The sequence below is a fragment of the Prauserella muralis genome (genome assembly GCF_003202285.1).
Lineage (GTDB): Bacteria > Actinomycetota > Actinomycetes > Mycobacteriales > Pseudonocardiaceae > Prauserella_B > Prauserella_B muralis.
On sequence record NZ_MASW01000006.1, the window covers coordinates 727,752 to 746,009 of the forward strand.

Annotated in this window: 16 protein-coding genes and 1 riboswitch; of the genes, 7 read left to right on the forward strand and 9 right to left on the reverse strand. The window is 71.2% G+C overall.

The genetic code is table 11. The annotated features are described in order from the left end of the window. Positions 1–36: 36 nt before the first annotated feature. The 6 genes from glmU (at position 37) to BAY60_RS29030 (ending at position 4,793) form a co-directional block, all read left to right on the forward strand. On the forward strand, positions 37–1,506 hold the full coding sequence (glmU, locus tag BAY60_RS29005) for a bifunctional UDP-N-acetylglucosamine diphosphorylase/glucosamine-1-phosphate N-acetyltransferase GlmU (RefSeq protein ID WP_112284514.1): 1,470 nt from the start codon (positions 37–39) through the stop codon (positions 1,504–1,506). Further along, complete coding sequence (locus tag BAY60_RS29010) at positions 1,503–2,483, forward strand: ribose-phosphate diphosphokinase (protein WP_112284515.1); 981 nt, start codon at positions 1,503–1,505, stop codon at positions 2,481–2,483. Before glmU ends, BAY60_RS29010 begins: the two co-directional genes overlap by 4 nt. A gap of 246 nt (positions 2,484–2,729) precedes the next feature. After that, positions 2,730–3,380 (forward strand): 50S ribosomal protein L25/general stress protein Ctc, encoded by a 651-nt coding sequence (locus tag BAY60_RS29015; RefSeq protein ID WP_112284516.1) that lies wholly within the window; start codon positions 2,730–2,732, stop codon positions 3,378–3,380. A gap of 11 nt (positions 3,381–3,391) precedes the next feature. Then, positions 3,392–3,985 (forward strand): aminoacyl-tRNA hydrolase, encoded by a 594-nt coding sequence (gene pth / locus BAY60_RS29020; protein WP_112284517.1) that lies wholly within the window; start codon positions 3,392–3,394, stop codon positions 3,983–3,985. Positions 3,986–4,104: 119 nt separating this feature from the next. Further along, a complete protein-coding gene (locus BAY60_RS29025; protein ID WP_112284518.1) occupies positions 4,105–4,449 on the forward strand; it encodes a DivIVA domain-containing protein in 345 nt (114 codons plus the stop codon). Beyond that, positions 4,446–4,793 (forward strand): DivIVA domain-containing protein, encoded by a 348-nt coding sequence (locus tag BAY60_RS29030; protein WP_112284519.1) that lies wholly within the window; start codon positions 4,446–4,448, stop codon positions 4,791–4,793. The genes BAY60_RS29025 and BAY60_RS29030 overlap by 4 nt, the downstream gene beginning before the upstream one ends. 118 nt (positions 4,794–4,911) lie before the next feature. Here the strand turns inward: BAY60_RS29030 and BAY60_RS29035 are convergent, their stop codons facing one another. Genes BAY60_RS29035 through BAY60_RS29050 form a run of 4 tightly spaced genes read right to left on the reverse strand, consistent with a single transcriptional unit; the run spans position 4,912 to position 9,994 of the window. Continuing rightward, positions 4,912–6,591: a fatty acyl-AMP ligase gene (locus tag BAY60_RS29035; protein WP_112284520.1), complete on the reverse strand. Its 1,680-nt coding sequence runs from the start codon at positions 6,589–6,591 to the stop codon at positions 4,912–4,914. A 32-nt stretch (positions 6,592–6,623) separates the two neighbouring features. Beyond that, the gene (locus BAY60_RS29040; protein ID WP_112284521.1) at positions 6,624–8,423 is read right to left on the reverse strand and encodes an ATP-binding cassette domain-containing protein; all 1,800 of its coding nucleotides are present in this window, start codon (positions 8,421–8,423) and stop codon (positions 6,624–6,626) included. Positions 8,424–8,450: 27 nt separating this feature from the next. Beyond that, a complete protein-coding gene (locus tag BAY60_RS29045; protein ID WP_112284522.1) occupies positions 8,451–9,419 on the reverse strand; it encodes a 4-(cytidine 5'-diphospho)-2-C-methyl-D-erythritol kinase in 969 nt (322 codons plus the stop codon). 23 nt (positions 9,420–9,442) lie between these two features. After that, positions 9,443–9,994: a TetR/AcrR family transcriptional regulator gene (locus BAY60_RS29050; protein WP_211330490.1), complete on the reverse strand. Its 552-nt coding sequence runs from the start codon at positions 9,992–9,994 to the stop codon at positions 9,443–9,445. Positions 9,995–10,147: 153 nt separating this feature from the next. Here BAY60_RS29050 and BAY60_RS29055 point away from each other — a divergent pair, with 153 nt between their 5' ends. Next, positions 10,148–11,584 carry an MFS transporter gene (locus BAY60_RS29055; protein ID WP_112284524.1) on the forward strand — a complete coding sequence of 479 codons (1,437 nt, stop codon included), beginning with the start codon at positions 10,148–10,150 and terminating at the stop codon, positions 11,582–11,584. A 105-nt stretch (positions 11,585–11,689) separates the two neighbouring features. On the opposite strand, the gene BAY60_RS29060 is transcribed toward BAY60_RS29055, so the two are convergent. The 5 genes from BAY60_RS29060 to metG form a co-directional block, all read right to left on the reverse strand. Beyond that, positions 11,690–12,694 carry a methionine ABC transporter ATP-binding protein gene (locus tag BAY60_RS29060; RefSeq protein ID WP_112284525.1) on the reverse strand — a complete coding sequence of 335 codons (1,005 nt, stop codon included), beginning with the start codon at positions 12,692–12,694 and terminating at the stop codon, positions 11,690–11,692. A 191-nt stretch (positions 12,695–12,885) separates the two neighbouring features. Then, a riboswitch (SAM riboswitch) is annotated at positions 12,886–12,979 on the reverse strand. A 52-nt stretch (positions 12,980–13,031) separates the two neighbouring features. Continuing rightward, positions 13,032–13,880 carry a 16S rRNA (adenine(1518)-N(6)/adenine(1519)-N(6))-dimethyltransferase RsmA gene (rsmA, locus tag BAY60_RS29065; RefSeq protein WP_112284526.1) on the reverse strand — a complete coding sequence of 283 codons (849 nt, stop codon included), beginning with the start codon at positions 13,878–13,880 and terminating at the stop codon, positions 13,032–13,034. 33 nt (positions 13,881–13,913) lie between these two features. Beyond that, entirely contained in the window at positions 13,914–15,302 is a 1,389-nt protein-coding gene (locus tag BAY60_RS29070; protein WP_112284684.1) for a resuscitation-promoting factor, read from the reverse strand. Positions 15,303–15,623: 321 nt separating this feature from the next. Next, complete coding sequence (locus BAY60_RS29075) at positions 15,624–16,451, reverse strand: TatD family hydrolase (protein WP_112284527.1); 828 nt, start codon at positions 16,449–16,451, stop codon at positions 15,624–15,626. Further along, on the reverse strand, positions 16,441–18,234 hold the full coding sequence (gene metG / locus BAY60_RS29080; RefSeq protein ID WP_112284528.1) for a methionine--tRNA ligase: 1,794 nt from the start codon (positions 18,232–18,234) through the stop codon (positions 16,441–16,443). Before metG ends, BAY60_RS29075 begins: the two co-directional genes overlap by 11 nt. Between the last annotated feature and the right edge of the window lie 24 nt (positions 18,235–18,258).

Consider the following 18,258-nt stretch of genomic DNA (forward strand, 5'->3'; position numbering starts at 1 on the left):
CGCAGGACGAGCAGACCGTCTGGATTGAGGAGTGCCGTGACCGGCCCGCTGAGCACCGTGATTCTCGCCGCGGGTGAGGGCACCCGCATGCGTTCGGCAACGCCCAAGGTGTTGCACCCGATCGCCGGCCGTCCGCTGGTGGAGCACGCCGTGCGTGCCGCGGCGGGGCTCGACCCGGAACGGCTCGTGGTGGTGGTCGGCCACGGCAGGGAGGCGGTGACCGACCACCTCGGCCTCGTCGGCAAGGCACTCGGCAGGCCGGTCGTCACCGCCGTGCAGGCCGAGCAGCGCGGCACGGGGCACGCCGTGTCGTGCGCCGTGCCGGAACTGCCGCAGGGGCCCGGCACCGTGCTCGTCACCTACGGCGACGTGCCGCTGCTCGACACCGGCACGCTCGGCACCCTGCTGGCCGAGCACCAACGGGCAGGCAACGCGGTGACGGTGCTGACCGCGCGCGTGGCCGATCCCTCCGGGTACGGCCGCATCCTGCGCGACGACCGGGGCGAGGTGACGGGCATCGTCGAGCAGAAGGACGCGAGCCCTCAGCAGCGGGCGATCGACGAGATCAACTCCGGGGTCTACGCGTTCGACGCGACGGTGCTCGCCGACGGCCTTTCGCGACTGTCCACCGACAACGCCCAGGGCGAGCTGTACCTCACCGACGTGCTCGGCATCGCGCGCGGCGACGGCAGGCGCATCGGCGCGCTGGTGGTCGAGGACCCGTGGCTGACCGAGGGCGTCAACGACCGTGTGCAGCTGTCCGCGCTCGGCGCGGAGCTCAACCGCAGGATCGTGCGGAACTGGCAGCTGGAAGGGGTGACCGTGGTGGACCCGGCGTCGACGTGGCTCGACGCGGGCGTCACGCTCGCCAGGGACGTCGTCCTCGAGCCCGGCGTGCAGCTGCACGGGGCCACCAGCGTCGGCGAGGGTTCGCGGATCGGCCCGGACACGACACTCACCGACGTCACGGTGGGTGAGCACGCCGCTGTGGTGCGTACACACGGCAGCGAGTCGGTGATCGGCGACGGCGCCAGCGTGGGACCGTTCGCCTACCTGCGGCCCGGAACGCGGCTCGGCGAAAGCGGGAAAATCGGCACGTTCGTGGAGACCAAACAGGCAGAAATCGGGCGCGGAACCAAGGTGCCGCATCTGACCTACGTCGGCAATGCGACTATTGGGGAATACAGCAACATCGGCGCCTCGAGCGTGTTCGTCAACTACGACGGTGTGAGCAAGCACCACACGACGATCGGCTCCTACGTCCGGACCGGCTCGGACACCATGTTCGTGGCGCCCGTGGAGGTGGGCGACGGCGCGTACAGTGGCGCCGGCACCGTGATCCGCCGCGACGTGCCGCCCGGTGCGCTGGCGGTCTCGGGCTCACCACAACGGAACATCGAAGGCTGGGTGCCGCGCCGCAGGCCCGGCACCCCGGCGGCGGAGGCAGCGGAAAGGGCACTCGCCGCACAGCAGGAGAACGATACCGACGGGGAGTCGCCAGAATGAGCCCGAAGTCCGGCACGCCGAAGAAGAACCTGATGCTCTTCTCCGGACGTTCGCACGTGGAACTCGCGGAAGAGGTCGCGAAGCACCTCAACGTGACGATCACCCCGCAGACCGTGCACACGTTCGCCAACGGCGAGATCTACGTGCGCTTCGAGGAGTCGGTGCGCGGGACTGACGCGTTCGTGATCCAGAGCTTCTCCCCGCCGATCAACGAGTGGGTGATGGAGCAGCTCATCATGGTGGACGCGCTCAAGCGCGCGAGCGCGAAGCGCATCACCGCGATCATGCCCTTCTACCCGTACTCGCGGCAGGACAAGAAGCACAAGGGCCGCGAGCCGATCTCCGCGCGGCTCATCGCGGACCTGTTCAAGACGGCGGGCGCCGACCGGATCATGACGGTCGACCTGCACACGGCACAGATCCAGGGCTTCTTCGACGGACCCGTCGACCACCTGCTCGCCCAGACCGTGCTCGCCGACCACATCAGGCAGACCTACGGCGACGCCGACATCACCGTCGTCTCCCCGGACTCCGGCCGCGTGCGGCTCGCGGAGAAGTGGGCCCAGCAGCTCGGCGACCGGCCGATCGCGTTCATCCACAAGACGCGCGACCCCGACAAGCCGAACCAGGCCGTCGCCAACCGCGTCGTGGGCCACGTGCGCAACCGGCTGTGCGTGCTGATCGACGACATGATCGACACCGGCGGCACCATCACCAAGGCCGCCGACGCGCTGCTGCAGGAAGGCGCCTCCGACGTGGTGATCGCCTCCACCCACGGCATCCTGTCCGACCCGGCCACCGAGCGGCTGTCCGGCAGCAAGGCCCGCGAGGTGATCGTCACCAACACGCTGCCCATCCCGGAGGAGAAGCGCTTCCCCGGCCTCACCGTGCTCTCGATCGCGCCGCTGCTGGCCCGCGCGATCCAGGAGGTCTTCGAGGACGGCTCGGTGACGAGCCTTTTCGACGGCAGCGCGTAGTCGTCGCGCCCGGGCGCGGGTGCTCGCGGCCCGCGCCCGGCGCCGATCACGCACCCCGGTGATCGCGCTGATCGGCCTCGATTAAACTGTGCAGGTTGTCTCGGCGAGGCGGGCCGGTGTCAGACCCGGACCCGACGTGATCGACGCGGCGGCTTGAGCGGCCACCCGTGTGCGCGCACGTCGTGGAACTCGCCGCCGGACAGCCACAAGCAACGCGAGTGACCCCACCCCAAGGAGTGCATCCCCGTGTCCGAGGTACGTCTCACGGTCGAACCCCGCACCGAGTTCGGCAAAGGCGCCGCGCGCCGCGCGCGCCGCGCAGGCAAGATTCCGGCGGTGCTCTACGGCCACGGCGTCGACCCGCGGCACCTGGCCCTGCCCGCGATCGATTTCGCGCGCGTCATCAGGGACAACGGCCAGAACGCCGTGCTGACCCTCGACGTGGCGGGTGCCGAGTCCAAGGCCGAGAAGGCCACCGAGCTGGCTCTGACCAAGACCATCACGGTGCACCCGCTCAAGAACTACATCGAGCACGTCGACCTGCTGGTCGTGCACCGTGGCGAGAAGGTCACCGTGGACGTGCCGGTGGTGCTGACCGGTACCTCGGGCCCGGGCACCCTGGTCCACCAGGAGCTGGACACGATCCAGGTCGAGGTCGAGGCCCTGCACATTCCCGAGCAGGTCGAGGTCTCGATCGACGGCGCCGAGGCCGGCACCCAGATCCTCGCCTCGCAGGTCCCGCTGCCCTCCGGTGCCACGCTGACGACCGACCCCGAGTCCATGGTGGTCGGCGTCAACGAGGCGCCGTCCGAGGCGGCCATGGAGGCCGACGTCGACACCGAGGGTGCCGGCGTGGTCGAGGACAAGCCGGAGACCGAGGAAGCGGCCGAGGAGTAAAGGACTTCGGGGTGGAGCACGACCTCCCTGGGGCCGGCGGGCAGGTGCTGCTCGTCGGCCTCGGCAACCCGGGGCCACGGTATGCCGCGAACCGGCACAACGTGGGGTTCATGGTGCTCGACGAGCTGGCCCGCCGGATCGGCGGGAAGTTCAAGGCACACAAGGGCGGCGCCGAGGTGCTCGAAGGGCGCCTCGGCGATCGCAGGGTCGTGCTCGCCAAGCCCCGGTCGTTCATGAACCTCTCGGGCGGGCCCGTCGCGGGCACCGCCCGGTTCTACAAGGTGGACCCCGGCGGGATCGTGGTGGTCCACGACGAGCTGGACGTGCCGTACGGCGGGCTGCGGCTCAAGTTCGGCGGCGGGGACAACGGCCACAACGGCCTCCGGTCCCTCACCAAGTCGCTGGGCACGCGCGACTACTACCGGGTGCGGTTCGGGGTCGGCCGCCCGCCCGGCCGGATGGATCCCGCCGACTTCGTGCTCAAGGACTTCTCCACGACCGAGAAGCGCGAGCTGGATCTCCACGTCGACCGCTGCGCCGACGCTGTCGAGGACCTGGTGGGCCGCGGGCTCGCCGCCGCGCAGAACACCTACCACGCGGCCTGATCGTTTTCACTGTGCGTGCCTGAGCACTCACCCACAGGCGTTCTCTCCTGCACCTGTTCGAGTCGACGATCCGGCGCGGGGGTTCCCCGCTGCCCGGGCCTGCGGCTAGGACGGAAAGCATGTCGTACACCGCTGAGGACGTCGCTCGCATCGAGTTCGACAACGCGCCGATCGGGCGCCGGGGCTACGCCAAGCCCGAGGTCGACGAGTTCCTGGCCAGGATCGCCTCCACCCTGGAGGGCCGCGACGATCTCACCGCGGCGGAGGTGCACCACGTTCAGTTCGGGCGCCCGCTGATCGGCAGGCGGGGCTACGACGAACGGCAGGTGGACGAGTTCCTCGACGAGATCGAGGAGCTGCTCATCAGCAGGACCGGTGTGCGCCGCGACGCGCACCGCGTGCCCGAGGCGCGGGATCGCTCGCCCGAGACCACGAGCATCGAGCACGCGAGGGACAGCAGATGAGCGTGACGTCCGAGGACGTGCACAACATCCGGTTCCCGCTCGCGCCGTTCGGCACCCGGGGCTACAACGAGGTCCAGGTCGACGACTTTCTCGACCGCGTCGCCGCCACCCTCGACGGCGAGGACGACATCACCGCCGCCGAGGTACACCAGGTGACGTTCGCGCTGGCTCCGCTGGGCAAGCGCGCGGGCTACGACCAGGCCTCCGTCGACGCGTTCCTGCGGACCGTCGAGGCCACGCTCGCCGCGCGTGCCCGGACGGTGGCTCCCGCGGGCCCCTACATCGCTCCCGCCCTGGAGCACAGCCACGCACGCAGGCCCCTGTGGCGCCGCGTGCGCCGCTGAACACCCGACCGCAGCCGACGAGCGCCCATCACCGAGCCCAAGGGCACCTTCGGTACACCATCCGTGCCCAAGGGCACCGTCGGCTCGGCGGCAGCGTGCGGACCGGAACCGGGCAGTCCTAGGCGCTGGCGTCGATCTGCTGCTTGAACCGCTCACCGGTGGCGGCGCGCTGCACCTTGCCCGACGGTGTCTTCGGCAGGCTGCCCGGCGGCAGCACCACCACCGCATACGGCCGGGCGTCCACCGCGTCCCGGACGCGGGCGGCGACCTGCCGCGACAGCTCACGCTCGGCGTCGGCGTCACCGGCCAGCTTGGACTCCAGGACGACGGCAAAGCGTTCCCGCCGCGTCCCGGCGTCGATGCGCACGGCGACGGCGTTGCCCGCGCGGACGCCCTCGACGGACGCGGCGGCCCGCTCGATGTCGGTCGGGTACACGTTGCGCCCGCCGAGGATGATGACGTCCTTGCTGCGACCGCAGATGACGATCTGCCCGTCGATGAGGTAGCCGAGGTCGCCGGTGGCGAACCAGCCGTCGGCGTCCTGGGTGGGCGCCGGGCCGTTGACGGTGAGGTAACCGGGCGAGACGGCCTCGCCGCGCAGCCGGATCTCCCCGACCTCCCGGTTGCCGCGCACGCGGCCGTGCTCGTCGACGATCTCTGCCTCGAGGCCGTCCAGCGTCGGCCCGAGCACGGCGAAGCCGCGCACGTCGTCGGTGCCGCGGCGCGGGTCTCCCTCCGGCACCGGCACGGCGCGGTTCTCGGCCTCCAGCGGAGCGGCCTCCACCACGTCGACGGTAAGCCCGGTGAACAGCGGCGCGAACGACACGGCGAGCGTGGCCTCGGCGAGGCCGTAGGCGGGGAACACGCACTCGGCGGGCATGCCGAAGCGGGCGCCCGCGTCGGTGAACGTCCGCACGGCCGTCGGGTCGATCGGCTCCGCGCCGTTGAGGGCGATGCGCAGCGGGGACAGGTCGTAGGCGTCGTCGTCCACCCTGGCGAGCCTGCGGCCGACGATCGCGTAGGCGAAGTTGGGCGCGGCGGTGACGGTGCCGCGGTAGCGGCTGATGAGTTCCGGCCAGACGAGCGGCCCGCTGAGGAACTCGACGGGCGTGATCTTGACCAGGTCGACGCCGAAGGTCATGGGCAGCGTCAGAAAGCCCACCATGCCCATGTCGTGGAACGTCGGCAGCCACGACACCATCACGTCGACGGCCGGGTCCAGCTCGGCCCGGTCGACCATCGCCTTCATGTTGGAGTAGAGGTTGCCGTGGGTGATGCGCACGGCCTTCGGCTCGGCGGTGGAGCCGCTGGTGAGCTGCAGCAGCGCCAGGTCGTCCTCGCCGACGCCCACCGGCTCGGCGAGCGGCTCGGAACCCAGGAGCTCCTCGATGGAGCGGTAGCGGATGTCGTGCTCGGTGAGCACGGGCGCGAGCTGGTCGAACGGCTCGCCGAGCAGCACCAGCTCGGAGCCGATCATCTCCAGCACACGGATCGTGTCGTTCGCCCACTGCGCCAGATCGGTGCGCTGCGTCGGCTGGTGAAGCATCGTGACGCTGCCGCCGGCGAGCCAGGTGCCCTGCACGGTCGGTGCGATCAGCTCCGGCGCGGCGGCGAGGACGGCGACCGCGCTGCCCGGCGCGAGCCCGCCTCCGGAGAGACCGCCCGCGATGCGCCTCGCGCGCTCGTGCACCTCCGCCCACGTCCGGCGGACCGGCTCCTTGGGCTCTCCCGTGACCATGCCACGCTGCCGACCACCCGCGTTCGCGGTGGCGACCATCGTCTCCACGAACCGACTCATGGCAGGAACCCTAGCCGGTCCGCCGGAGACGATCAGGGCTGCAGTGCCTCCAGCGTCTCCGAGGTCTCCAGCCACTGCTGCTCCAGCTGGTCCTTCTCGGCGAGCACCGCCTTGAGCTCGGTGTTGAGCTCCATCAACCGGTCCGGCTCGGTCGCCGCGGCGGCGAGCGCGTCGTGCAGCCGCGCCTCCCGTTTCTGCACGGCGTCGAGCTTGCGCTCCACGCGGGACAGCTCCTTGGCCGCCGCCCGCCACTCCGCCGCCGACGGCTTCGGCCTGCCGTCACCCTGCGCCTGCGGCTGGGGCTGCGGCGAGAGGACCGACCGATCCTGGCGGTCGGACAGGCTGTCCCTGCGCCGCAGGTACTCGTCGATGCCGCCGGGCAGGTGGGTGATGCGGCCGTCGCCGAAGAGGGCCACCACGCTGTCGCACACGCGCTCGACGAGGTAGCGGTCGTGCGAGACGACCACGAGCGTGCCCGCCCACGAGTCGAGCAGGTCCTCCAGCTGCTGCAGGGTGTCGATGTCCAGGTCGTTGGTGGGCTCGTCGAGCAGCAGCACGTTCGGCTCGCTCATCAGCAGCCGCACCAGCTGCAGGCGCCGCCGCTCGCCGCCGGAGAGGTCCTCGACGGGCGTCCACTGCCGCGAGGGCGGGAAGCCGAGCTTCTCGGCGAGCTGGGAGGCGCTCAGCTCCTGCTTGCCGAGCGTCACCCGGCTCGCCACCGCCTCGACGGCCTGCAGGACGCGCAGGTCCCCCGGCAGATCGTCGAGTTCCTGACGCAGGTGCGCGAGCCGCACGGTCTTGCCCTCGATGCGGCGTCCCGTCTCCGGTTCGGTCTCTCCGGCCAGCAGCCGCAGCAGGGTGGTCTTGCCCGAGCCGTTGACGCCGACGAGCCCGATCCGGTCGCCGGGGCCCAGGCGCCACGTGGCGTGGTCGAGCAGCGTGCGCTCCCCCGCCGACAGCGACGCGTCCTCCAGCTCCAGCACGGTCTTGCCGAGGCGACGCTTGGCGAAGGACAGCAGCTCGACGGAGTCACGGGGTGCGGGCACGTCGGAGATCAGGGCCTCGGCGGCCTCGACGCGGAACCGCGGCTTGGACGTGCGGGCCTTCGCCCCGCGCTGGAGCCAGGCCAGCTCCTTGCGGGCGAGGTTGCGCCGCTTCTCCTCCACCGCGGCGGCGAGCCGGGCGCGCTCGGCACGCGCGAACACCCAGTCGGCGTAGCCGCCCTCGTACTGCTCGACGCCGCCGCCCACGACCTCCCAGGTACGGCCGCAGACGGTGTCGAGGAACCACCGGTCGTGGGTGACGACGACGAGCGCGATCTTGCGGGCCAGCAAATGCTCGGCCAGCCAGCGCACGCCCTCCACGTCGAGGTGGTTGGTGGGCTCGTCGAGCACCACGAGATCCAGCTCGGCCACGAGCGCGGTGGCCAGCGCGATCCGCCGCCGCTCCCCGCCGGAGAGCGATGCGGTGGGAGTCTCCAGGCCGATGGCTGTCAGCCCGAGACCCTCCACAATGGAGCGCACGCGCGCGTCGGCGGCCCACTCGTGCTCGGCGGCGTAGCCGGAGAGCACGGCCTCGCGCACGGTGCTGCCCTCCGGCAGCGCGGTGCGCTGGGTGACCACCCGCATCCGCAGGTCGCGCACGCGGCTCACCCGTCCCGAGTCGGGGGGCTCGATCCCGGAGAGCACTTCGAGCAGCGTGGTCTTGCCGCCGCCGTTGAGGCCGACGACTCCGATGCGCTCACCTTCCCCGACGCCGAGCGAGACGGCGTCGAGCAGCAGGCGTTCCCCGTGGGACTTGCTGACGGACTCGAGGTTGACCAGGTTGGCCATCCGTGTGGGTTTTCCTTCCGAACAGGCTTATGCGTGCACTTGGGGCGGCGTGGTCGGCCGCGGCGCGTCCTCTCCCCCCACCACGCGGGCGCCGGGCACCGGACCGTGCGCGACTCGCACCGTGCGGCACACGCCCGCGCCCGCCAGCTCGGCGGCCACCTCGAGCGCGGACTCGGCGTCCTCGCACAGGAACGCACAGGTGGGGCCGGAGCCGGACACCGTGCCGGCGAGCGCGCCCGCGTTGACGCCCGCACGCAGGGTGCGGCGCAGCCCTGGCCGCAGCGACACGGCCGCGGCCTGCAGGTCGTTGCCGAGCAGCAGGGCGAGCTGGCGCGGGTCTCCGGAGGCCAGCGCCTCGACGACGGGATCGTGCGACCCGACGCGGGGCGGGTCGCCGTCGGCCCGCAGGCGGTCGAGCTCGCCGTAGACGCGGGGCGTCGACAGGCCCCGCTGGTCGAAGGCCAGCACCCAGTGGAACACGTGCCGGGAGAGCACGGGCACCAGCTGCTCGCCGCGGCCGGTGCCGAGTGCCGTGCCGCCGTAGAGGGCGAACGGCACGTCGCTGCCGAGCGTGGCCGCGATCCCGGCGAGCTCGTCGCGGCTGATGTCGAGCCTCCACAGTGCGCTGAGGCCGACGAGCGTGGCCGCCGCGTCGGCGCTGCCGCCCGCGAGCCCTCCCGCCACCGGGATGCCCTTGCGCAGGACGATGTGGACCTTGTTCTCGTCGCCGGAGCGGCCGACGTGCTCGGCCAGCGCCTGGACGGCCCGCCACGCGAGGTTGTCCTCGCTGGTCGGCACCGACTTGGCGCCCTCGCCGTGCACCTCGAGGCCGGGTTCCTCCGTGGCGGCGACGGTCACCTCGTCGGTGAGCGACAGCGCCTGGAAGATCGTCGTGAGGTCGTGGTAGCCGTCGTCGCGCGCGTCACCGACCGAAAGATGCAGGTTGATCTTCGACGGCACCCTCACGGTCACGGGTGGCGGTACGACGGCAAGCACGGCGTCCAGCGTACTTGCCGCGTTCAGCCGCGTGGTGCGACCAGCTCCAATGCGACGTCGAGGGCCACGTCGGGCGGCGGCGTGGCCTGCGCCCCGCCGAAGATCGGGTTGAGGCCCAGCACCAGGGCGACGAGCGCGAGCCGGGTGCGCAGGGCGGCCTCCGGGTCGTCGACGTCGGCGCAGAGCAGCGCGAACAGCTCGCGCAGCTTCTCGCCGAGCGGGTGCATCACGCCGAGCTTCTTCACCGCGGGGATGTTCTGCTGGATGAAGTGCATCACCGGTTCGAACCGGTCGGCGACCAGCGCGGAGAACCGGCGAAGCAGCTCCTGCCGCGTCTCGACGGTGCTCGGCCGCTGCCTGCCCCAGTCGAGCAGTTCGTCCAGCGCGGTCACCAGGTCGGCGATGAGGCTGTGGACGATGTCCTCTTTGGTGCGGAAGTGGTAGTAGAGCGCGGCCTTGGTCACGTCCAGCCGCTCGGCGATCTCCCGTAGCGAGGTGTTCTCGTAGCCGTGCTCGACGAACAGTTCGAGCGCCACGTGCTGGATGCGCTCTCTGGTGTCGCTGCGCCGCCCCACCGTGCCTCCTGGAATCCCGCGCGAACTTACTTGACGCCCGGCTAGTTATCGCTTACGTTCGTTGTCGAACTAACTAGTCGGCCGACAAGTAAGTCTCGTCTCTCGAGCGTACCCGGCCATCCGGGTCTCCACACAGTCTCACAAGGGGTGACCATGACAACGACCGCTCCCGCCCCGGTCAGCACCGGTGCGGACCGGCGCAGATGGTGGGCACTGGCCGCCGTCGGACTGGCACAGCTGCTGGTCATCGTCGACATGACGATCATGAACATCGCACTGCCGTCCGCGCAGCGGGAGCTCGGCATGTCCGACGCCGCGCGGCAGTGGGCCATCACCGCCTACACCGTGGCCTTCGGTGGCCTGCTGCTGCTCGGCGGCCGGCTCGCCGACCGGCTCGGCCGCAAGAACACGCTGATCGCGGGCACCATCGGCTTCGCGCTCGCCTCCGCCATCGGCGGCGCGGCCACCGGCACCGAGATGCTCATCGCCGCGCGGGCAGGGCAGGGCGTGTTCGCCGCGCTGCTGGCGCCGTCCACCATCTCGCTGCTGACCGTCACCTTCCAGGAGCCGCGCGAGCGGGCCAGGGTGTTCGGCATCTTCACCGTGATCATGATGTCCGGCGCCGCGCTCGGGCTGCTGGCGGGCGGCGCGCTGGCCGAGTACCTCGACTGGCGCTGGTGCCTCTACATCAACCTGCCCATCGCGGCGGTGGCGGCCGTGCTCGGCGCGTTCGTGCTACCGAACGTCGAAAAGCACAGGGACACGCCGCTGGACTGGGCCAGCGCAGCACTCGGCGGCGGCGGGATCGTCGCGCTGGTCTACGCGCTGTCCGAGGCGGCGGAGTCGGGCTTCGGCTCGGGGCTCGTGCTCGGGCTGCTCGGTGCGGCGGTCGTGCTGCTCGCGGCGTTCGGGTTGCGGCAGGCGCGGGCCAGGGGGCCGCTGCTGCCGCTGAGCGTCGTCACCGACAGGGCGCGCGGTGCGGCGTTCCTCGGCGTCGGCATCACGGCGTTCGGAATGTTCGGGATGTTTCTGTTCCTGACGTACCAGATGCAGGTGATCATGGGTTACGGGCCGCTGCTCGCGGGTGTGGCGTTCCTGCCGTTCGTCGCGGGCAACGTGCTGGCCTCGACACAGCTCACGACGAGGCTGGCGCCGCGGACCGGCCCGAGGCCACTGCTGCTCGGCGGGCTGGCCCTGCTCGTGGCCGGCATGCTCCTGCTCACGCAGCTGGAGGCGTCCAGCTCGTACCTGGGTCTGCTCCTGCCGGCCGAGTTGCTGCTCGGCGCGGGCGGGGGGCTGGTGATGCCCACGGTGGTCAACACGGCGACGAACGGCGTCGCGGCGCGCGACGCGGGGGTGGCGTCGGCGTTCGTCACGACGTCGCAGCAGGTGGGTGCCTCGGTGGGCACGGCGACGCTGAACACCATCGCCACGTCGGCCACCGCCTCCACGGCGCTGGGCGGCGCCGCGGCCACTGCTCACGGCTACGCCACGGCCAGCGGCTGGGCCGCCGGCGTGCTCACCGTGGGCGCCCTCGTGATCGCCGCCCTTTTCCGCCGGCATCCCCAGGTGTCTCCCCAGCCCCAGTAGTCACACCCGAAACGAGAGCGAGGGACCTTTACTCTCGTTTTGTGGGAGTAAAGGTCCCTCGCTCACGGCCTGGCGGGGCGGCACCTGGGTGACCCGTCGCTGGCGTCAGGCGGCGACGTTGCGCAGGCCGTAGAGAGTGTGGGTGACGGTGGCGCCGCGCTCGGCGATCCAGGCGAGGGCGGCATCGGCCCGCTGGCCGCGCACACCGAGCCGGAAGCGGGCGACGGGCGTGTCGCCGAAGCGGGTCAGGCCCCCGCCGATGGTGGACAGCTCCACGTCGAAGCGCGCCGCGGCCTCGGGCAGCAGCGCGCCGACGGCGGCGAAGCCGATCAGCACCACGTCGACCGCGCGGTCGTACTGCGCCAGGTCGGCCCGCGACATCTCGACGGCGGGCAGCAGCTCGGCCGCGATCCGGCTGCCGGGCTTGCCGAGCAGGCCGAGGACGTTGCCGCTCTCCACCACCGAGCCGCGCTCCAGCAGCGTCACGTCGTCGCAGACCCGGCGCGCCACGGCCGGGTCCGGCGTGGTCAGCAGCACCGTGGCACCCAGCTCGGCGCGCGCCCGGTCGAGCACCGCGAGCACGGAACCCGCTTCCTCGGTGTCCACCTCGTGCGTCGGGTCGTCGGCGAGCACGACCGCGGGCCGCGCCGCGAGTGCCCTGGCGACGGCGACCCGGCGCCGCTGGCCCACGCTCAGCTCGTCCGGCAGCTGCGCCGCGGCCCTCGTCAGGCCCACCAGGTCGAGCAGCGTGCCCACCTGGTCGCGCCGCTGCGGCCCCTCCATGCCGAGCCGCTCCAGCGGTGCCGCGACGTTGCCCGCCACGGTCCGCTCCGGCTGCAGCCGGGGGTCGACGACGGCGAGTTGCCTGCGCGCGTCCCGCAGCTTGCGGCCCTCCAGGGTCGCCATGTTGACGCCGTCGAACCGCACGGCGCCCCGGTCGGGCCGCTCCTGCAGCGCGACGCACCGCGCCAGCGTGGACTTGCCGGCCCCCGCGGAGCCGATGACGCCATACACCGCGCCCGCGCCGACGTCGAGGTTGACGTCACGCAACGCCACCACGGGCGCGCCGGTACTGGGGAAGGTCTTGCTGACGTTTTCGACGGTGATCACGAAAGCTCCAAGGCTGCTCGAGCACAGCGACGGACCGTCCGGCGTGGACGGGCGCTGCGGTCAGGGAAAGGCGATGAGGACGAAGACGAGGCGATCAGGCGAGCGCGGTGGAGCGGCGACACGCACAGACGGTGCGACGGCCTTGATCGACGACTCGGCGCCTGGTGAGCAGTCGTGTCCGGTACACAGGTCCTCCATCGGTCCTGGCGTTAGCACCTGCCCGCATCCGGCGGGAGGTTGCTGCGACGTCGACGAGCCAGGTCTCTCGGTCGCTCGGGATGGATACCCACAAAGTACACCCGACTTCGTGACCGGAACGCAAGCCGCCGGGTCGAGATCACACCTTTGCCGCAAGAGCGGCGAACTCGGCCACGGTGAGCTGTTCGCCGCGGGTGCGCGGGTCGATGCCCGCGGCCCGCAGCAGCCGCTCGGCGCGTTCGGCCGAGCCGGCCCACGAAGCGAGCGCCGCGCGCAAGGTCTTGCGGCGCTGCGAGAAGGCCGCGTCGACCAGCGTGAACACGACGTCGCGATCGGCGCCGGCCGGTGGCTCGCCGCGCTGGAACGCCACGAGCGAGGAGTCGACGTTGGGCACCGGCCAGAACACCGACCGCGGCACGGCGGCGACCTTGCGGGCCCTGCCGTACCAGGCGAGCTTCACGCTGGGCACCCCGTAGACGCGGCTGCCGGGCGAGGCCGCCATGCGGTCGGCGACCTCGGTCTGGACCATGACCAGGCCCCGGCTCAGCGACGGCAGCTCGGCGAGCAGGTGCAGCACGACGGGGACGGCGACGTTGTACGGCAGGTTGGCCACGAGCGCCGTGGGCGGCTCGGGCAGGTCCCCAGCGCGCAGCCGCAGCGCGTCGGCCTCCAGCACGGTGAGCCTGCCCGCCGACGCCGGGGCATGTGCCCGCACCGTGCCGGGCAGGCGGGCGGCGAGCGCCGGATCGATCTCGACCGCGACCACGGTGGAACCGGAGCCGAGCAGCCCGAGGGTGAGCGAACCCAGCCCCGGCCCCACTTCCAGCACGACATCGCCCGGGCCGACCTCGGCCAGCTCCACGATCCGCCGCACCGTGTTGGCGTCGTGAACGAAGTTCTGGCCGAGCTTCTTCGTCGGCCGGACGCCGAGATCAGCGGCGAGCCCGCGGATCTCGGCGGGGCCGAGCAGGCCCGGTGTTTCGGTCACCGGCTCAGCCTACGGCGGACGGACGGTGGCTCGTTACGGCAGGCCCAGCTGCTGCTGGCAGCTCGGCCAGGCGCTGTAGCTCCCGCCACGGGCGTCGCGCACCTTCGTGGCGATCGCGATCTGCTCCTCGCGGCTGGCCTCGTGCGGGTACGCGGCGTACTGGTCGCCGCCGTAGGCGTCCCAGGTCTGCTTGTCGAACTGGAGACCGCCGTAGTAGCCGTTGCCGGTGTTGATCGCCCAGTTGCCGGTCGACTCGCACATGGCGAGCGCGTCCCACACCGCGCCGTCGCTGATCGCCGGGACCTCGGGCTCCTTGGTGCCCACACGGACGACCTTGGCCTTGGCCTTCTTGACGATCTTCGAGGACAGCTCCTCGCGGGAGACCTCCTCGCCGTTCTTCTTCGTGACCCGGTAGGTGACGATCTTCTCGCCGGGCTTGCCCTCGTCCTCGACGATCTCGGTGCCCTGCTCGAGCTCCGGGTCCTCGATCTCCTTGACGGGGGGCTCGATCGTCTCGGTCACGTTGATCACCGAGACGCCGGTGCGGCTGATGCGCACCTCGGCGCCGTCGAGCAGCTTGAACTGCGCGCCGCCCTCGATGGCGTCCTCGGGGCCGAGCGTGAGGTTGAGCTCCTTGAGCAGCTCCTCGGCGGTGACCGCGTTGGTGGTCAGCTCGCGGGGCTCGTTGCCGCCGTCGTAGAGCGTGATGTGCTTGAGCGTCTTGATCTCGAGGGTCATGCCCTCGAGGGGCACCTCGCCGGTGACCGGCGTGGAGAACCAGGTGCCCTTCTGGTTCAGCTCGTCGAGGCCGAGCTGGGTGAGCGCCTCGCCCACGGTGGTGGCGCGGACCCAGGAGTCGCGCTGCTGACCGTCGACGACCACGTTGAGGTGGCGGCCACGCTCCAGCGTGATGACCCCGCCGTCGCCGACCGCGGCGTGCGGGGACGGGGAGAGGGCGTCGTGGGCGCCGACCGTGATGCCGGCGTCCTGCAGCACCTCGCCGACCGTGTCGCCGAAGCTGCGGACCGTCTGCAGCTGGCCGTCGACGTCGACCGTGACGCTCTTGTTCATCGCGAGCGCCGCCGCGCCGCCACCGGTCAGCGTGATGAGCACGGCGAGCGCCGTGCCGCGCAGGAAGCGCTTCTTCCACGTCGTGACCGCGCTGGCGAGGCCGTCCTCCGGCTCCTCGCGAACGGCGGCGGTCTTGCCGACGCGGTCCGCGCTCGCCTCGTCCGGCAGCACCACCGGCGGGAGCATCGTGGTCTCGGCGTTGATGAGCCGGATCAGCTCGTCGACATCGATGTCCGCCTCGGACATCAGGCTGTCGGCATCGGGGCCGAGCGCGGTGCGGACGTCGTCCGGGGTGACGTGTGGATCCGGGGAGAACTCGAGATCGTCGAGGTCCCGCGGCCACTCGAGCAGGGCTGTCGATCCGCCGGGTCTCGCGGAGCCGTCGAGACCCGCGTCAGCGCGCCCGTAGCTTCCAGTCACAGGGTCGATCCCTTTCGCGTAAGGCCAGGACTCCCGCAGTCAGCGCCGTCCCTCACACCCCGCAGGGCGTGCCCCGACGTACACCGACGTGACTGTGGGCCAGACCGGGTGGCAGCTCGCTGCGAGCCACCACCCAGCACGGTCACGGGACAATAACGAAGGTCGCGTGGCCGTGCAAACACCGGGCGGAGTGTCGTGAGCTTCATCACTCCACCGGTTGAACTATTGCCTTCCACGGATGTCGCAATGCGTTCAACCCGATGTGACGCTCGGGAGTCGGAACACACGTTCGGCGTTGCGGCGCACCGCATCGGCGACGTCTTCAATCCGTTCCTCCCGTAGGTCGGCAAGGCCTCTCACCGTATACGCCGCGCAGTACGGCTCGTTCGGCCTCCCCCGGTACGGGTGCGGCGTGAGGAAGGGCGCGTCCGTTTCGACGAGAAACTGCTCGGCCGGTACGAGCCTGGCCGCCTCGTGCAGTGCCCTGGCGTTGCGAAACGTCACCGTGCCCGCGAAGGAGAGCACGTACCCGGCGGCGACGCAGCGCCGCGCCATCTCGGCGTCACCGGAAAAGCAGTGGAACACCACGGTCTCCGGCGGGCCCTCCTCGTCAAGCACGCGCAGGACGTCCTCGTGGGCCTCCCGGTCGTGGATCATCAGTGGCAGCCCGGCACGCTTGGCGAGGTCGATGTGCCAGCGAAACGCCTCCTGCTGCGCCTCGGGCGGCGAGTAGTCCCAGTAGTAGTCCAAACCGGTCTCGCCTACCGCCACCACGCGCTCGCCGGTGACGAGCCGCTCCACTTCGGATCGCTCGGCGTCACCGAATTCCTTGGTGCGCGTGGGATGGATCGCCACGGCAGCGTAGACACGGTCGTCCCATGTGGATGCCTGCGCGGCCCATCGCGCGGCGGCGAGGTCGTCGGCGACCGTCACCACGCGCGCGATGCCCGCCGACTCGGCACGGTCCAGAATGGCCGTCACGTCGGCGGCCGTGGCCGCGCCACACGCGTCCAGGTGAGTGTGCGAGTCGATCGCCGGTGCCGGAAGGCGCTCCGGCACCGGCGGGCGCTCAGCCCTCAATGGGAGCCCACTCCGGACCCGTCTCCGCCAGCTTCGGGTCGAGCTTGGCGAACAGCGGCGACGGCTTGGCCAGCGGACGGCCCACCTCGATCGGCACGGACGTCCAGCGGGCCTGCTCCGAGGCGTAGTCGCCGGTCAGGATCGGGTTGGTGCGGCCGGCGATGTCGAGGTCGTCCACCTCGTGCAGGTCCGGCTGCGCCGCCCACACGCCCGTGCCGCCGAGTGCCTCGTGCACCTGCTGCGCCGCGTGGGGCAGGAACGGTGTCAGCAGCGTGTTGGCGTCCGAGACCACCTGCAGGGCCGTGTGCAGCACCGCGTCACGGCGTTCCGGATCGTCCCTGAGCTTCCACGGCTCCTGGTCCGACAGGTACTTGTTGGCCGCCGACACCACCCGCATGGCCTCCGAGGCGGCCTGCTTGAACCGGGAGCGCTGCAGGTGCCCGCCCACGGTGTCGAACGCGGCCTTGGCCAGCGCCTTCAGCTCCTCGTCTGCCTGCCTGGGCGCCCGTGGCTCGGGCACGCCGCCGTTGTTCTTGTGCGCCATCGAGATGGAGCGGTTGACCAGGTTGCCCCACTCGTTGGCGAGCTCGAAGTTGGTCCTGCGCACGAACTCGTCCCAGGTGAAGTCCGTGTCGTTGGTCTCGGGCCCGGCGACGCTGATGAAGTACCGCAGCGTGTCGGGGCCGAAGTCGCGCAGGAAGTCGTTGACGTAGATCACCGTGCCGCGCGAGGTGGAGAACTTCGAGCCGCTCATGGTGAGGAACTCGCTGGACACGATCTCGCCGGGCAGGTCGAGCGTGCCGTAGGGGCCGGGCTCACCGCCCTTGTCGCCCTGGCCGTTGTGGCCGAGCAGGAAGGCGGGCCACAGCTGGGCGTGGAAGGTGATGTTGTCCTTGCCCATGAAGTAGTAGGAGCGGGCGTCCGGGTTGGTCCACCACTGCCGCCACGCGTCCGGGTCGCCGGAGCGGCGCGCCCACTCGACGCTGGCGGAGAAGTAGCCGATCACCGCGTCGAACCACACGTAGAAACGCTTGAGCGGCTGGTCGCGCCACCCGTCCAGGGGGACCTTCACGCCCCAGTCGAGGTCGCGGGTGATGGGCCGGGGCCGCATGTCGTCCACCAGGTTCCTGGTGAAGTTGAGGACGTTGGGCCGCCAGTCGGTCTTGGTGGCGAGCCACTTGCCGAGCGTCTCGGTGAAGGCGGGCAGGTCGAGGAACAGGTGCTCGGTCTCGACGAACTTCGGCGTCTCGCCGTTGATCCGCGAGCGCGGGTTGATGAGCTCGGCGGCGTCGAGCTGGTTGCCGCAGTTGTCGCACTGGTCGCCGCGCGCGCCGTCGTAGCCGCAGATGGGGCAGGTGCCCTCGATGTAGCGGTCGGGCAGCGTGCGTCCTGTCGACGGGCTGACCGCGCCGGTGGTGGTCCGCGGCACCACGTAGCCGTTGCGGTGCAGCGCGAGGAAGATCTCCTGGACCACGTGGGCGTGGTTGCCGGTGGTGGTGCGGGTGAACAGGTCGTAGGACAGGCCGAGGCCGCGCAGGTCCTCGCCGATCTGGCGGGTGTACTTGTCGGCGGTCTCCTGCGGCGAGAGGCCCTCCTTGTCGGCCTGGACCAGGATGGGCGTGCCGTGCTCGTCGGTGCCGGACACCATGAGCACCTGGTTGCCGGCCATGCGCTGGTAACGGGAGAAGACGTCGGAGGGGACGCCGAAGCCGGAGACGTGGCCGATGTGGCGGGGCCCGTTGGCGTAGGGCCAGGCCACCGCTGTCAACACAGGGGTGCTCATGCCTGTCTAGCCTACGGATGGCGT

Excerpts from the sequence above, each read along its gene's own strand:
- BAY60_RS29010 (WP_112284515.1), top strand. The coding sequence starts at position 1,503 with ATGAGCCCGAAGTCCGGCACGCCGAAGAAGAACCTGATGCTCTTCTCC.
- metG (WP_112284528.1), bottom strand. The coding sequence starts at position 18,234 with ATGAGCACCCCTGTGTTGACAGCGGTGGCCTGGCCCTACGCCAACGGG.
- BAY60_RS29040 (WP_112284521.1), bottom strand. The coding sequence starts at position 8,423 with ATGGCCAACCTGGTCAACCTCGAGTCCGTCAGCAAGTCCCACGGGGAA.
- BAY60_RS29035 (WP_112284520.1), bottom strand. The coding sequence starts at position 6,591 with ATGAGTCGGTTCGTGGAGACGATGGTCGCCACCGCGAACGCGGGTGGT.
- BAY60_RS29025 (WP_112284518.1), top strand. The coding sequence starts at position 4,105 with ATGTCGTACACCGCTGAGGACGTCGCTCGCATCGAGTTCGACAACGCG.
- BAY60_RS29055 (WP_112284524.1), top strand. The coding sequence starts at position 10,148 with ATGACAACGACCGCTCCCGCCCCGGTCAGCACCGGTGCGGACCGGCGC.
- BAY60_RS29030 (WP_112284519.1), top strand. The coding sequence starts at position 4,446 with ATGAGCGTGACGTCCGAGGACGTGCACAACATCCGGTTCCCGCTCGCG.